Source organism: Streptodolium elevatio (assembly GCF_053592165.1).
In genome coordinates this window covers 336,673-351,749 of the sequence record NZ_JBSFVE010000005.1, presented here as the reverse complement: position 1 = coordinate 351,749, position 15,077 = coordinate 336,673, and the positions used below count along the sequence as shown (strand labels likewise).

At 71.7% G+C, this 15,077-nt stretch carries 9 protein-coding genes; 7 read left to right on the top strand and 2 right to left on the bottom strand.

Annotation, left to right across the window (positions count from 1 at the left end; all coding sequences use genetic code 11):
* Positions 1-325 precede the first annotated feature (325 nt).
* Positions 326-1,285: a helix-turn-helix domain-containing protein gene (locus ACWD12_RS13240; RefSeq protein ID WP_450099631.1), complete on the top strand. Its 960-nt coding sequence runs from the start codon at positions 326-328 to the stop codon at positions 1,283-1,285.
* On the opposite strand, the gene ACWD12_RS13235 is transcribed toward ACWD12_RS13240, so the two are convergent.
* A complete protein-coding gene (locus tag ACWD12_RS13235; RefSeq protein ID WP_450099652.1) occupies positions 1,243-1,587 on the bottom strand; it encodes a DUF397 domain-containing protein in 345 nt (114 codons plus the stop codon). The two genes, ACWD12_RS13240 and ACWD12_RS13235, sit on opposite strands and share 43 nt — an antisense overlap.
* Before the next feature lie 754 nt (positions 1,588-2,341).
* Here ACWD12_RS13235 and ACWD12_RS13230 point away from each other — a divergent pair.
* A complete protein-coding gene (locus ACWD12_RS13230; protein WP_450099630.1) occupies positions 2,342-2,881 on the top strand; it encodes a hypothetical protein in 540 nt (179 codons plus the stop codon).
* 95 nt (positions 2,882-2,976) lie between these two features.
* Here ACWD12_RS13230 and ACWD12_RS13225 read toward each other — a convergent pair whose 3' ends face one another.
* Positions 2,977-4,080 carry a helix-turn-helix domain-containing protein gene (locus tag ACWD12_RS13225; RefSeq protein WP_450099629.1) on the bottom strand — a complete coding sequence of 368 codons (1,104 nt, stop codon included), beginning with the start codon at positions 4,078-4,080 and terminating at the stop codon, positions 2,977-2,979.
* Between the two features lie 173 nt (positions 4,081-4,253).
* On the opposite strand from ACWD12_RS13225, the gene ACWD12_RS13220 reads away from it, so the two are divergent.
* From ACWD12_RS13220 to ACWD12_RS13200, 5 genes are all read left to right on the top strand, one after another.
* The gene (locus ACWD12_RS13220) at positions 4,254-5,492 is read left to right on the top strand and encodes an LLM class flavin-dependent oxidoreductase (protein ID WP_450099628.1); all 1,239 of its coding nucleotides are present in this window, start codon (positions 4,254-4,256) and stop codon (positions 5,490-5,492) included.
* Positions 5,489-6,406, top strand: a complete 918-nt coding sequence (locus tag ACWD12_RS13215) for an SDR family NAD(P)-dependent oxidoreductase (RefSeq protein WP_450099627.1) — start codon at positions 5,489-5,491, stop codon at positions 6,404-6,406. Before ACWD12_RS13220 ends, ACWD12_RS13215 begins: the two co-directional genes overlap by 4 nt.
* Positions 6,407-6,586: 180 nt before the next feature.
* Positions 6,587-7,633, top strand: a complete 1,047-nt coding sequence (locus tag ACWD12_RS13210) for an alcohol dehydrogenase catalytic domain-containing protein (RefSeq protein ID WP_450099626.1) — start codon at positions 6,587-6,589, stop codon at positions 7,631-7,633.
* 173 nt (positions 7,634-7,806) lie between these two features.
* Positions 7,807-8,694, top strand: a complete 888-nt coding sequence (locus tag ACWD12_RS13205) for an ATP-grasp domain-containing protein (protein ID WP_450099625.1) — start codon at positions 7,807-7,809, stop codon at positions 8,692-8,694.
* Between the two features lie 196 nt (positions 8,695-8,890).
* A complete protein-coding gene (locus tag ACWD12_RS13200) occupies positions 8,891-15,076 on the top strand; it encodes a polymorphic toxin-type HINT domain-containing protein (protein ID WP_450099624.1) in 6,186 nt (2,061 codons plus the stop codon).
* The last annotated feature ends 1 nt before the right edge of the window (position 15,077 follow it).

Below are 15,077 nucleotides of genomic sequence, written 5' to 3'. Positions count from 1 at the left end.
CGGCGTGGACGGTCGCCGGGTGGACAGTGACGAGGTGGCATTCGGCCACCAGGGGACGAGATCCGGTTCCGCGGGCGCGTGCGACGTGCTTCCGTGCGCCGTCGTGCGCCCCTCCCACCTGCGCTGCCGTCCCCGGCGAGGTCTTGCCCCAGGTAGCGGGGACCCGCGATTCTCTTTACCAGGTGTCGTTCGTCTACCAAGCGGTGTGCCGGGTGGCGGGCAGCGAACTCGCCGTCTGGCGCACTTCGGTTCGACACCCGTGCACGCGTTGTGGACCGGTTGGGTACGCCGACAACAGCACCATGGACGTCGTGGGGGGCCGACGATGGCGGAGCGGCAGAGGCAGGACCCGATGGTCGCGCGACGCAAGCTGCGGGACGCATTGCGGCGATTGCGCGAGGGGGCCGGCTTCACGCAGCGCGAGGTCGCCGAGGAGATGGACTGGTCGCTGTCGAAGATCATCCGTATGGAGACCGGCCAGGTCGCGGTGACTACCACGGACCTCCGGGCGCTGCTGCGGCACTACGACACGGACGCCGAACTGTCCGCCGACCTGGTGGAATTGGCCCGGGCGGCGCGGCAGCGCGCCTGGTGGAGCGTGTACCGCGGAATAGCCAGTTCGGAGTACCTCGCGTACATCGGCTTCGAGTCGTCGGCGCACGTGATCCGCAACTTCGAGCCGGTGGTCGTGCCGGGCCTGCTGCAGACCCCGGACTACGCGCGCGAGACGATGACGCGGCTGGGCATGAGCCGGGTCGACGAGCTGGTCGAACTGCGCATGGCGCGCCAGGAGTTGCTGACGCGCGAGGATGCGCCGAAGGTGCACTTCATCATGGACCACTCGGTCGTGCAGCGCGCGGTCGGCGGCCCGGCGCTCATGCGCAGGCAGCTGCGGCACATCCTGGCGGTCACGGAGTACCCGAACGTGACGGTGCGCATCGTGCCGTGGTGGGAGGGCCTCTACACCAACTACCGCATGGCGTATGTGCTGTTCGAGTTCGGCGAGGAAGAACCGGACGTCCTGTTCCGGGAGGCCGAGACCGGCGAGATGATCACCGTCGAGGGCGCCCAGGAGGATGCTCCCAGCGACTACCTGGCTTCCTTTTGGGAACTCGAGCAGTTGGCCCCGGCCGCCCTGACGCCGACCCTGCTGGACGCCGCCATCACGAGCATGGCGCAGGCCCAGCCGCCGAGCGGATCCGGCGCCCCGTTTCCGCTCACCACACTGCCTCCGTCGGCGTCTCAGCCGACGGAGGGTCCCGCCGCCGTGGACGGCGCCGACTGAGCGCCCAGGAAGTCGGCCCAGCTTTCGCCGCGGAAGGTGAGCACGGGGCCGTGTGCCGCGGATTTCGAGTCTCGTACGAAGACGCCGGTCGAGCAGGCCGCCTCAACGCAATTCGCGGTCTGGCTGGCCTGGCTCTTGCGCCAGAACAGGACAGACCCGGCAGGGTGCTCCACCGTACTCCTTCTGCACAGAAATACCTTCTGCGCCTGTACACGAGGCCTGTACGGCGGCACGCGGCGTACACCGCCACCATCCTGCGAGGCGGCCAACAGTTGCGTGAATTCAACCACAGCAACCAGCATGGTGTACCCCGCGCCACGCCGCGGAAAACCTCGACCCTCGACACCCGCGGGGGCAATCCCGGAGAAGTCGGCCGCGGCCACCCGGCCGACGGCAACTCGGCGGTGTGCCAGCGGCCATGGGGCGAACAGGCGTGCGGCCTGCACGTGCGCTGCCGGTGGGCTTGTGGGATGTTCTCGGGTTGCCACACGTCTGGATGACACTGGCGCCGCGACACTTGGCTACTTGCCACATAGCTGGCACAATAAGGAGATTAGACGAGACGTGGCGATCGGCTACCGCCACGATCTCCGCGAATTGCCCCGCAGTCCATCGGTTCAGATTTGGTGGCAAAACGGGGCAATTCGCTATGCTCCGGCATGGATCCGGGTTTCCCTCTTATCTCACCCCTATAGGGCTGTGTCATACTTGTGACACGCGTTGATATCTCGCGCGTTCGGCACGATTTCGGGGAGCCGCCTATGGTCGGCTGAAACATCTGCCTCAGGGTCGCACGGTCCGAAATGCCGTGGGCCCGCCCCTCCTTCGGAGAACCGCCGTACCCGGCACGTCTGCCGGGTCGTGCCGCGCATGCCCGTAGTAGCCGACGAAGCATTCGCGGCGGCGGATCCCGCTCCGGCGCCCGCACGTGCAGTTTTCGCATGTCACGCCGGGTGCCGGAACTTCCCCAGCCCGCGCACCGCGCGGGATCACTGCGCCGCGCCCCGGCGCCGTGTGCGCCAGGGTGCACGCCAAGTGGCCCGGGAGATCCGGAAAATGCCCCCCAATTGGCAATCCGTCAATTCCTACAAGGACCGCGACACCCTCGTCACCGTCTACCGTCCCCGGCGCTCGGCCTCGGCCGGCGCCTGGGTGGCACTCGCCTCCGTCGTCCTGCTCGTCGCCGTCGGCGGCGGCGTTTCGGACCCGGCGGACGGCACGCCGCCCGCATCGGGCGAGTCGGCGACCGACTCCGTCCACACCGACAACACCTACCCGTCCGGGTCCACCTACCCGGACCGACAGAACGGCGCACCCGGACCCGTCACGGCCGTCGTACGCGCCCCCGGAGGCCTGCCCGTTCGCGCGCAGGCCGACACCCGGGCGGTCGAGGTCGGGCGCGCGCCCGAGAACTCCTCGGCCACCGTGGCATGCCACACCGACGGCCCGGCGGTTTTCGGCCGGTCCCGCACCAGTGACGTGTGGGTCCGCATGACCGCGGCGAACGGCGCGTCCGGGTACGCCCCGGACGTGTGGCTCGTCACCCGGGGAGACGTACGGTCGCTCGTCCCCCCGTGCCCGGACGGCTCCTCGTAACCGATCCGGCGCGGGTCACGCAAGTGGGCACCAAGGTCGCCGGCGGCCGAACAGGCCTCCGGCGACCGCGTGTTCGCCGATGCTCGGCCTGTCCCCTAGGAGCCGTCGGCCGCTTCGGAGGGTTCGAAGGGTTCGACGGTTCCGGCGGATCCGGCGGCGCGCTCGGCGGCGGCCGACGGCCCTGGCGTACGGCCGTCGGGGCCGGGTGCCCGGCCGCCCAGGGCCCGGGTCACCGTTTCGGCGGCCGCGTGCACCCGTTCGCCGAGCGCGATGACGTCGCGTCCGACGACGGGGGCGTGGTGGTCGATGAGGCACAGCACCACGGCCACCGAGCCGTCCGCGTCGAACACCGGCGCGTTGATCGACGAGGCGCGGTATTCGGTGTCCGGGTCGATCACCGCGGGCAGTGCCTCCGCGAGGTCGAAGGCCTGCCCGACCTCGTTCATCGCCCGTCGCAGGGCGGCGGTGCGGCCCGCGATGTCCCAGTCCCCGGTGCCGAGTTCGATCTCGAGGTCGCGTACCAGCGCACCGAGTCGGTCACGGAGATGGTCGACGGTCTCCAGCGCCCACCCCCGTCGGCGGACGCCCGCGAGCGCCGGGAGCAGGGTCCTGCGGGCCTCGGTCACGACCGGCGACTCGGGTGGCACGCCGCGCAGGTATGTGCGGCTCCCGGGCACCGGTACGGCCGGCTCCGCGTCGAGGGCCGACAGCCACGCCTCGACCGCGTCGGGCCCGGCCCAGGCGACGGTGACCGCGCCCAGCGGCGGGCGCGGGCGTACCCGGTCGCCGAGCCGCAGGCCGAGCGCGCCCTCCCGGCTCGTGCCGGTGCGGACGAGTTCGCCGACCCGCAGGTCGTCCGCGTCGGCCGCGTCGCCGCAGGGCACCAGCGCGAGCGCGCCGAGTCCGGTCTCGGCGGACAGCGTGCGCATGACCGGCCGGGTCAGGTCGAGCGGCGTCTCGCCGGTCGCCGCCGCCCGTCCGGCCGCGACGATCGCCGGCCCCAGGCGGTACGTGCGCCGCACCGGATGCCGCAGCAGCCACCCCGCGCGCGTCAGCGTGGTCAGCATCGGGTGCACGGTGGCCTTGCCGACGCCGAGCCCGCGCGCGATCTCGGCGAGCGTGAAGTCTCCGGAGGGGTGGGCGGCGAGCAGATCGACCAGGGCGATGAGGCGGTCGGTCTGCGGGGACGGTCGGCTCATTGCCCGCAGCGTACCGCAGCCGCCGCGGTTGTTCGCATAGTGCGACTCTTGATTCGCGTATCGCGTCCTGTCAGGGTGCCCGGCATCGGTTGTGGCGTGGCCGAGCTCGGCAGGCGCAACCAGTGGACGACCAGCACAGCACCATTCGGTGACACAGCATCAGGAGGCCCCGGGTGTCGGCGTACGAGATAGCGGCGCAGGTCGCCGACGGCGGGCGGTGGCCGCTCCGGTTCGGCGTGTTCCTCGCCCCGTTCCACAAGGCGGGCAGGAACCCGACCCTTCTACTGGAGCAGGACCTGTCCCTGCTGGAGCACCTGGACCGGCTCGGGTACGACGAGGCCTGGATCGGCGAACACCACTCCGGCGGCTGGGAGATCGTGGCGTCCCCGGAGGTCTTCATCGCCGCGGCGGCCGCACGTACGCGTCATCTGCGCCTGGGTACCGGCGTCGTGTCGCTGCCCTACCACCACCCGCTGCACGTGGCGGACCGCATGGTTCTCCTCGACCACCTGACGCGCGGGCGCGTCATGTTGGGCGTGGGACCGGGCCAACTCGCCTCCGACGCGCACATGTTGGGCATCGACACGGCCCGGCAGCGGGAGATGATGGAGGAGTCGTTGGAGGCGGTCACCGCGCTGCTCGCGGGCCGCGAGCCGGTGACCCGCAAGACGGACTGGTTCACGCTCCAGGACGCGCAGCTGCAACTGCGGCCATATCAGGAGCAGTTGGAGATCGCCGTGGCGGCGACCTTCTCGCCCGCCGGGCCGCGCACCGCGGGCCGGTTCGGCGCGGGGATGTTGTCGATCGCGGCGAGCCAGGAGGGCGGGTTCGACGCGCTGGGCTACCACTGGGGCGTCGCCAACGAGGTCGCGGCGCAGTACGGGAAGACCGTCAACCGGCGTGACTGGCGGCTGATGGGCATGATGCACATCGCCGAGACGGAGGAGCAGGCGCGGCGCGAGGTGGCGTACGGCCTGCGCGACATCCAGGACTACCAGGCGAAGGTCCTGCCGATTCCGTACGACCCCGACACGCCTCTCGACGCGCGCCTCGACCACGGCAACGCGACGGGTTCGTTCATCTGCGGTACGCCCGAGATGGCGATCCGTCAGATCGAGCGCCTGTGGCAGAAGTCCGGCGGGTTCGGCGCCTACCTGTTCATGGGCGCCGACTTCGCGGACGCGGAGGCGACGCGCCGTTCGTACGAGCTGATCGCCCGCGAGGTGATCCCGCACTTCACCGGCCAGTCCGCGGGTCCGCTCGGGTCGCAGGACTGGCAGGTCGGGCTCTCGGAGCGCTGGCGTGACCAGACCGCGCAGGCGGTCGGCAAGGCGATGAAGGACTACGAAACCGACAAGGCCGCGGGTACGGCCGCCGGTGGCGCCGCGGGCGCGGAAGGAGCGGGCGCATGAGCTCGGCGGTCGGCACCCCCGGCGCGTCCGGAGTCCCCGCGGGCGGGAACGCGGGCGGCGTCGCGGGCCGCATCGACGGCAAGGTCGCACTGGTGACCGGCGCGGGCGCGGGCATCGGACAGGCGGTCGCCCGGCGGTTCGCCGCCGAGGGCGCGCTTGTGGTGGCCGGGGACATCGACGAGGCCGCGCTGAAGGTGCTCGCGGACGAGCTGGGCGACCGGGTCGCGGTCGCGCGCTGCGACGTGACAGTCGAGGCGGACGTCGAGGCCCTGGTGGCGCTCGCCGTCGAGCGGTTCGGCGGGCTGGACGTCGCGGTCGCCAACGCGGGCGGCGGCGGTTCAGCGGAACTGGTCGACCACGACTACGCGGCCTTCCAGCGCATCGTGAACCTGTGCCTGAACGGCGTGTTCCTGACCGTCAAGCACGCGGGCGCGGCCATGAAGGCCGCGGGGCGCGGCGGTTCGATCGTCAACATGGCGAGCCTCAACGCGGTGCAGGCGGGACGCGGCATGGCGGCGTACTGCTCGGCCAAGGCCGGCGTCGTCGCGCTGACCGAGGTCGCGGCGCTGGAGCTGGGCCGGCACGGCGTGCGCGTCAACGCCGTCGCGCCGGGCCTGGTCCGCACGCAGGCGACCGGCGGCATCTGGCACATCCCGGGCGTCGTCGACGAGTACGTGGAGAACGCCCCGCTGGGCCGCTTCGCGGAGCCCGCGGAGGTCGCCAACGTGGTGCTGTTCCTGGCGTCCGACGAGGCGGGCTTCGTGTCGGGCAGCGTGTACGGCGTGGACGGCGGCGCGCGGACCGGGCGCTACCCCGACCTGATCGGCGCGATCGAACGGCTGTCCGCCGCCCGCGGCGCGGGCGGGTCGGATGACGCGGGCGAGGCGGGCGACACCGCCGGCTCGGTCGGCTGACCCGATGCGGCGAACGGCGACAGCCGCGACGGCGACGAGCACGGCGGCGACGGGCACGGCGGCGCGCATGGCCACGCACACGGCCACGCGAACGACCACGCGCACCGAGACGCTCGCGCGCACGAAAGTGACGGCATCGGGCGGCGGCTCCGGCCGCCGACCCGGGAGGGATGGACGCTGATGAGGGCTGCGGTACTGCACAACGCGCGCGATCTGCGCATCGAGGAGGTGCCCGACCCGGCGCCGGGGCCGGGCGAGGTCCTGCTGCGCCCGCGCTTCACCGGCCTGTGCGGCTCGGACCTGCACTTCTGGGAGGGCGGCCTCCGGGAGGTGCTGGCCGACCCGGTGATCCTCGGCCACGAGTTCTCGGCGGAGATCGTCGAGGTGGGGTCGGGCGTGACCGACGCCGCGGTACGTCCGGGCGCGCTGGTGGCGGTCGAGCCGATGTGGACGTGTGGGCAGTGCGCGCCGTGCGTGCGCGGTACGTACAACTTCTGCCGGAACATGACCTGGCACGGGCTGTCCCCCAAGGGCGGCGGGATGTCGGGCCTGACGGTGGTGCGCGCCGACATGGTCCACGTGCTGCCCGAGTCCCTGACGGCCGTTCAGGGCGCGCTGGTCGAGCCGGTGTCGGTGGCGCACCACTGTGTGACGCGGGCTCAGGTCCCGGCGGGCGGAACGGCGTTGGTGCTCGGCGCGGGGCCCATCGGCATCGCGACGTACCTCGACCTGCGGGCGCGCGGGGTGGAGCGGGTGATCGTGTCGGAGCCGTCCGCGGACCGGCGTGCGGCGCTCGCGAAGCTGGCCGGCATGACCGGTGGCGGGGCGGACCTGATCCTCGACCCGGGCGCGGTCGACGTCGTGGCGGCGGTACGCGAACTCACCGGCGGTGAGGGCGTGGACGCGTCGGTGGACGCCGCCGGTGCGGAACCGGCGTTCCACGCGGGCATCGCGGCCACCCGGCCGGGCGGGCGCATGGTGACCGTCGCGGTGTACATGAAACCGGTGACCTTCCACCCGATGGCGGCGTTCCTGGGCGGCGTGGACATCGTCGCAAGTTGTGCTTATTGCAACGACTTTCCGGCGGTCATCGACGGGATGGTGAACGGTTCCTACCCACTCGACGGCTGGGTGCGACCGATCCCGCTGGAAGAGGTCGCGGCGGGTTTCACCGCCCTGGAGGCGGGCACAGAATTGAAGCTGCTGGTCGACGTCCAGGGTTCCTGACACCCCGACGTCGCGGCCCCGAGCGGCGACGTGCGCCGACGGCCGGGATACTCCCCCGTGCCCGGTCGTCGGCCCCGCCGCACCCTCCCCGGACGGCTCGGCGCTTTTCGCCGCGGCCGGCCCCCGGGCGTCCCCTGCGCGATGCGGGATGATTGTCCGGATATCGTGACGCCATGTCCGCACCTCAGGCCGCCACCGCCCGCGTCGCCCTCGTCACGTGCGCCGAGCTCCCGAAGCTCGACGTGGACGAGATCGCCCCCGTCGCCCCTCTCGCCGCGCGCGGCGTGCTCGCCGAGCCGGTCGTGTGGGACGACCCGGCCGCGGACTGGGACGCCTACGACCTCGCCGTGATCCGGTCGACCTGGGACTACTCGGACCGCCACGCCGAGTTCGTGGCCTGGGCGGAGCGCGTGCCGCGGCTGGCGAACCCGGTCGACGTCGTGCGGTGGAACACCGACAAGACCTACCTGCGCGACCTCGCCGCGGCCGGCGTGCCCGTGGTCGAGACGGCCTGGCTCGACCCCGACAGCACCCTGACGCTGCCCACCTCCGGCGAGTACGTCGTCAAGCCCGCGATCAGCTGCGGCTCGCGGAACACCGGCCGCTATGACCTGGCCGACTCGGCCCAGCGGGCGCTGGCCGCCGGGCTGGCGACGAAGCTGATCGCCGAGAAGCGCACGGTGATGGTGCAGCCGTACCAGCACGCCGTCGACTCCGCGGGCGAGACCGCGGTCATCTTCTTCGGCGGGCACTACAGCCACGCGATCCGCAAGGGCGCGATGCTCGAAGGGCCCGCGAACGAGGTCGGCCTCTACAAGGAGGAGGACATCCGGGCCAGGTCCGCGACCGACTCCGAGCTGCACGTCGCGCAGCAGGTGCTCGCCGCGGTGCCGGGCGGCGCGGAACGGCTGCTGTACGCCCGCGTCGACCTCGTCCCGGACGCCGACGGGCATCCGGTGCTGCTGGAGCTGGAGCTGACCGAGCCGTCGCTGTTCCTGCGGTACGACGAGGGCGCGGCGGACCGCTTCGCCGACGCGGTAGTGGCGTACCTACAGCGCTGACACCCGCACACCCGCACACCCGCACACCCGCACACCCGCACACCCGCACCGGCGGCCCCGCGAAACCCGCCGCTTGGTTACGGGTCGGCGGGGGATTTCCCCCTAATGGCGGATCGTGTCGGTCCAGACCGCGGATCGCGCTCCTGTACTACTGAATTGGGCAACCAATTGGTTAGTACGACAAGGGGCCGCCGGCGTGCCGAGGATCCGTACCGTTCTTGTCTGGCTACTGGCACTGATTCTGCTGGCCCCCGCCGGCGCGTCCGCGGAGAGCCTGTTCCGGCGCCCTGCCGGGAAGTCCGCCGAGGGGCCGCAGTGGCACCCGTGGCAACCCGACCCCGGCCGGCACCGCGGCGCCGTCACCCCCGGCAAGGGCGAACTGCCCTACCGGGAACCGGACTACCGCGCCCCGAAGCAGCTGCCGCCCGACAAGGCACCGAAGTCCGGACGGGCTCCGGGGCAGGCCTCAAAGCCGGCGCCGGCGTCCTCCGACCGGCTCGGGCTGGAGAAGTTCCACCAGTACACGCAGATCCCCGTCGGCGGTGGCGCCGCACTCATGGTCAACGCCGTCGACGGCAACGCCGTCCTCGGCTGGAACGTCCTCGCCAACCCCTCCCACGGCCCCGCGGCGTTCCTGCGCTTCACCCACAACGCCCGCGACGCCGCGAACTCCTCGGCGGGGCACGGCTGGTCGGTCGCGGCGTCCACACTGACGCGGCTCGGCTCGCCGCTGGAGTTCGAGCCGGGCGCGGCGTCGGCGTACGGCCATGCCGAATCCGTACGCCTCACCGACGGCGACGGCACCACCCACGTGTTCCGGCTCAACCGGCACGGCGCCGACACCCCCGAGGGCTGGGACTACGACCACCCGCCCGGCGTACACCTGCACTTGGCCCCGACCGGGAGCAAGGACCCCGGGCGCGCCTGGGTGTTCACCCGTCCGGACCGCACGCAGTTCTTCTTCGACCGGCTCGGCCTGCAGTCCGCCGTCGTCGATCGCAACGGCAACACCCTGCGCTTCCACTACGAGGACGCCGGGCCCGGGTTCTCCGGCAAGCTCACGCGGGCCGTCGACGCGTCCGGCCGCACCGTGCTGACGCTGGACTACCTGCGGCCCGGCGATGACCACGCCTACCTGGTCGGCGACGTCGTGCACAGCGGCACCGGACTGGCCAATGCCGCGCTGATCGGCCAGTTGCACTCCGTCACGGACGCGTCCGGGCGCCGGGTCCTGCTGACGTACGACGAGAAGGGCCGGCTCGGGCTGATCGCCGACGCGGCCGGCACGCCCGCCGAACGCACCCTGCGGATGGAGTACGCCGCCGCAGTCGACGGCTCCGCACGCCTGTCGCGCGTGAACGACCCGCTGGGCCACGGGACTTCGGTGGAGTACGCGGACGATCGCGTACGCCGCGTGGTGGACCGGCGCGGCGGCGGCACCGGCTTCGACTGGGCTCCCGCCGGGCGCGGCGGCACCACGATGACGGTCACCGACGCCCTCGGCCGCGCGTCCGCCTACACCGTCGACGCACTCGGCCGTCCGGTCGCCGCGCGCAATGCCAAGGGCGAAGTCACCGAGCTGACCTGGGACTCCGACAACAACGTCAGCGAACTGCGGGAGGCCGACGGCGCCCTGACGACGTGGGAGTACGATCCCCGGACCGGCAACCCGCTCACCGTCACCAATGCGGTGGCCAACGCCGGCGACAAGGCGTCCACGGGGCTGAAGTACCGGACGTACCTCGACGGGCACGTGGCCGACCTGGTGGAGAAGGTCAGCCCCGAGGGCCGCCGCTGGACGTTCGGCTACGACGCGTTCGGCAACCTGACCTCGCTGACCGATCCGCGCGGCAACGCCGAAGACCGGCACGACAAGCGCAACTTCACCTCCCGCAACGTCTACGACTCCGCCGGGCGCCTCCTCGAGGCCGTCGACGCCCGGGGCAACCGCACCCGCTTCTCCGACTACGACGCCACCGGCTCACCGCGCACCATCACCGACGCGCTCCGCAACCGCACGACGTTCGTGTACGACGCGGTCGGCAACGTCCTGTCCGCGGCGAACGCGCTCGGGCACGCCACCACCCGCACCTACGACGTCCGCGGGCGCCCGCTGTCGTCGAAGGCGCCGGTCGACACCGCCCGCGGCGTCTTCGCGGTCACCCCGCCGCCCGTCTACGACGGCAACGACAACGTGCTGCGCTCGACGGCCCCGAACGGCGCCGTACGCACCAGCGCCTACAACGAGATGGGCCAGGTCGTCACCAGTACCGCGCCCGGGGACGATCCGCACGGGCCCGCCCGGGTGACGACCATGGCCTACGACGCGGTGGGCAACCCGGTGCGCGCGACCACACCGCGCGGCAACGAAACCGCGGACCCGGACGACTACACCAGCTTCGCGATCTTCGACGAGCTCAACCGCATCGTAGAGACGCGCGACGCCATGGGCGGCCGCCGGACCATGGCCTACGACGCGGTCGGCAACATGGTGGCCACCACCGATCCGCTGGCCAACGCGCGCGGATCGTCCCGGCCGACCAGCACGACCGTGTACGACCTCGGCCACCGGCCCGTCGAGACCACCGACGCGGTCGGCGCCACCGGCCGGATCCGGTACGACCGGGACGGCAACGCGACCGTGCGGACCGACGCGTACGGCACCGAGTCGTTCGCCCGCTACGACGCGCGCGGCGCGCTGGTCGAGAGTCGCGTGCCGCACCGCAAGAAGCCCGACGGGTCGGTCGAGTACCGCGTCACGCGCCACGAATACGACGAGGCCGGCAATCCGACCCGTGTGTGGTCCCCCAGGGCGCTCGCGGAGAACAAGCCGACGCTGACCGGGGAATCGGAATTCGACGCGCTCAACCGCGTGGTGCGGACCGTGCTGCCGTACGACCCGGCGCACACGCACGTGAACAAGCGCGACGAGATGCGGTACGAGTTCGACGCGGTCGGCAACCTGGTCAAGTCGATCGCGCCCGCGTCGCGCGAGGGCGGCGAGGCGAGCGTCACGCGCACCGACTACTTCGACAACGGCCGGGTCCGGTCGAGCGTCGACCCGTGGCAGGTCGAGACGCGGTTCACCTACGACGTGATGGGCAATCAGCTCACCCGCACCATCACCGGCGACGGCGCGAACACCCGGACCATGGGCTGGGAGTACTTCCCCGACGGGAAGCTGAAGTCGCGTACCGACAAGGGGGCTCCGGCCGTCTCGACGACGGCGGTGTCGGACGACGCCGACGCCGGGCGGACCACGGCGGTCGGCGCGTGGCCGGCGCTGGCGCGGGACACGGCGTGGAGCGGGGACGCACGCTCCCATGCGGCTGCGTCGGGCCCCGGCTCGTTCGCGTGGACGCTGCCGGTGCCCGGCAAGGAAGGCGAGCTCGGCGCGTACAAGGTCGCGGTGTACGTCCCCGCCGGGGTGGTCGCTTCCTCCGCCGCGTCGGTGCGGGCAAGGTACACGGTGGACGCGGAGGGCGGCCCGGCCGAGGGAACGGTGGAACTGCGCCGGACCCTGGAGGAGATCGAGGCGGCGCGCGAACGCGGGCGCTGGGTCGACCTCGGGGTGTTCCGCCTTCCCCAGGAACGCGACGCGCGCGTCACCCTGTCGGACGCCGGCGCCGACGGCGACCTGCTCGCCGACGCCGTCCGGGTGGTGCCGGCCGCCGATGCCGGCCGCGCCGCGGAACCGCCGGTGCACACCTTCGAGTACCGGTACGACGCCGAGGGCAACCAGATCGAAGTCGCCGACAAGACGGCGGGCGGGCCGGGCAGCCGGTTCGAGACCGGGTACGACGCACTCGGACGCCCGTTCGAGGTCCGGGAGTTCCAGGGCGGCGGCACGCCCGCGCACACCACCGTGTACGCCTACGACGAGAACGGGAACCTGCGCAAGCGCACACGCGACGGCGCCGAGTCCGCTTACGACTACGACCCGCGGGGCCTGGCCCTGGGCGCGACGACGCCCGGCACCGGTCAGGACGCCCAGCCGCGGACGACCACGTTCACGTGGGACCTGCTGGGGCGCCTGGAGACGCAGGTCAAGGCGAACGGCAACAAGGTCGCGAACGCCTACCACCTCGACGGGCTGCTGTTCAGCACCGAGGAGAAGAAGCCGGACGGCGCCCTGGTGGCCCGGCACGAGATCGGCTACGACGCGGACGGCAACCGTGCCCGGGACGCGGCGCGGACGATGAACGCCGACAAGAAGGGCGAGTTCATCGACCGCACGTCGGTCTTCGCCTACGACCCGCGCAACCGGGTCGAGAAGGTGGTCAAGACGTCGGACGGCGAGGACACGACCGAGGCTTACCGGCACGACGCCGGCAACAACGTGGTGTGGCAGGAGGTCGCCAAGAAGACCACGGAGTACACGTACGACCGCAATCGGCTGGTGTCGTCCACCGTGCAGGGTGCGGGCGGGGCCTTCGCCTACACGTACGACCCGTTCGGCCGGCTGAGCCGCATCACGCAGGCCGGCGAGCCGAGCGAGAAGTACGCGTACGACGGGTTCGACCGGGTCACCGAGCACCGCGCGTGGGGCGTGCCGGGAGCGGGCGAGCCGGCCGTCACCACGTCGGTGTACGACCCGCTGGACCGGCGCACCGAGACGACCGCGGACCCTGCGTCGGGGCCGGCGGAGAAGACCGAGTTCGAGTACCTGGGCCTGGGCAAGGAAGTCGTCGCGGAGAGGACCGGCGGCGAGGTGAAGGCCGAGTACGAGTACGGCCCGTTCGGCGAGCGGCTGTCGCAGACCAGGCCGAAGTCGGAGTCGGACAAGACGAAGGAGACGACGTACTTCGGGTACGGCCCGCACTCCGACGTCGAGGCGGTCACCGACCAGAACGGCGACACGAAGGCGACGTACGGCTACACCGCCTACGGCAGCGACGACCCGAAGTCGTTCTCCGGCCCGGACAAGCCCTCCGGCCCGGGAGGTACGGGCGGCACCGGGGCGTTCAACGCCTACCGCTACAACTCGATGCGGTGGGACGGCGGTTCGCAGACGTACGACATGGGCTTCCGCAGCTACAGCCCGGGCCTGAACCAGTTCCTGTCGCGCGACATGTACAACGGCGCGCTCGCCGACCTCAACCTCGGCACGGATGCCTGGACCGCCAACCGCTACTCCTTCGCGGGCGGCAACCCGATCTCGAACATCGAGATCGACGGGCACTTCTGGGCGGCGCTGGGACACGCGGTCCTCGACATCGTCGGTGCCATCCCGGTGGTCGGCGAGGTCGCCGACGTGGCCAACGCCGCGTGGTACGCCGCCGAGGGCAACTACGAGGACGCCGCGCTGTCGCTGGCGTCGGCCGTCCCGGGCGCCGGCTACGCGGCCACGGCCGTGAAGGCGGCCAAGTGGGGGAAGCTCGCGCTCAAGGAGGTCAAGCGCGAGTTCAAGCAGGAGGTCAAGGACGCCGTCAAGGACGAGGTCAAGGACCTGGTGGCGGAAGAGATCCAGGCCCAGGTCGCGGAGAACCTGGAGATCCCGGCCGCCGACCTCCCGGTGTTCCTGCCCGGCGGCGGCAAGCGCCGAGGCGGCGCGGGCGGCGGCAAGGCGCCGGTCGCGGCCCCGCGGCCCACGAACGCGATGAGCTTCTCCGGCTCGAAGTGCAGCTTCGTGCCCGGCACTCCGGTGCTGATGGCCGACGGCACGGCCAAGCCGATCGAAGAAGTCCGGCCGGGCGACCGGGTGTTGGCCACCGACCCGCAGAAGGACGTCACCGGTGACCGGGCCGCAACCGCGGTCTTCTCCAGCGAGGGCGACAAGAACGTGGTGCGGGTCGGCGTCGACCTCGACGGGGACAAGGGCTCGTTGACCGCGACGGTGTCGGTCACCGACAACCACCCGTTCTGGCTGGCGGCCGACAAGGCCTGGACCCGCGCCGACGAGCTCGCGCCCGGCGACTGGCTCCGGACGTCGGCGGGGACGTACGTCCAGGTCACCAGCGTCGACTCGGAGCGCCGGCACCTCAAGGTCCACAACCTCACGGTGGCCGACCTGCACACCTACTACGTGCTGGTGGGCACGGCTCCGGTCCTCGTCCACAACTGCGGGACCGGTGCGGTCTCGGACAAGGTGATGGACGAACATATCCTCCCGCGGCATGACGCCAACCATGAGGACTCCTGGAAATGGGCGGAGAAGTCGAAGTTCGAGGACTGGGTCACACCGGACCACATCCGGAACTGGGCCAGGCTGGCGATGCGAAAGCCGATGGACAACATGAACCTCGGCACCGGTTCCGCCCACCGCCACGTTCTCGACATCAGAAGCCGTCACCCGATCGGCTACGACGCGGATGGGAACGATCTGTTCTCGATTGCGGTATGGGTGCGGAAGGGTGCGGTCGAGAGTGTTCACCCGAACTGAC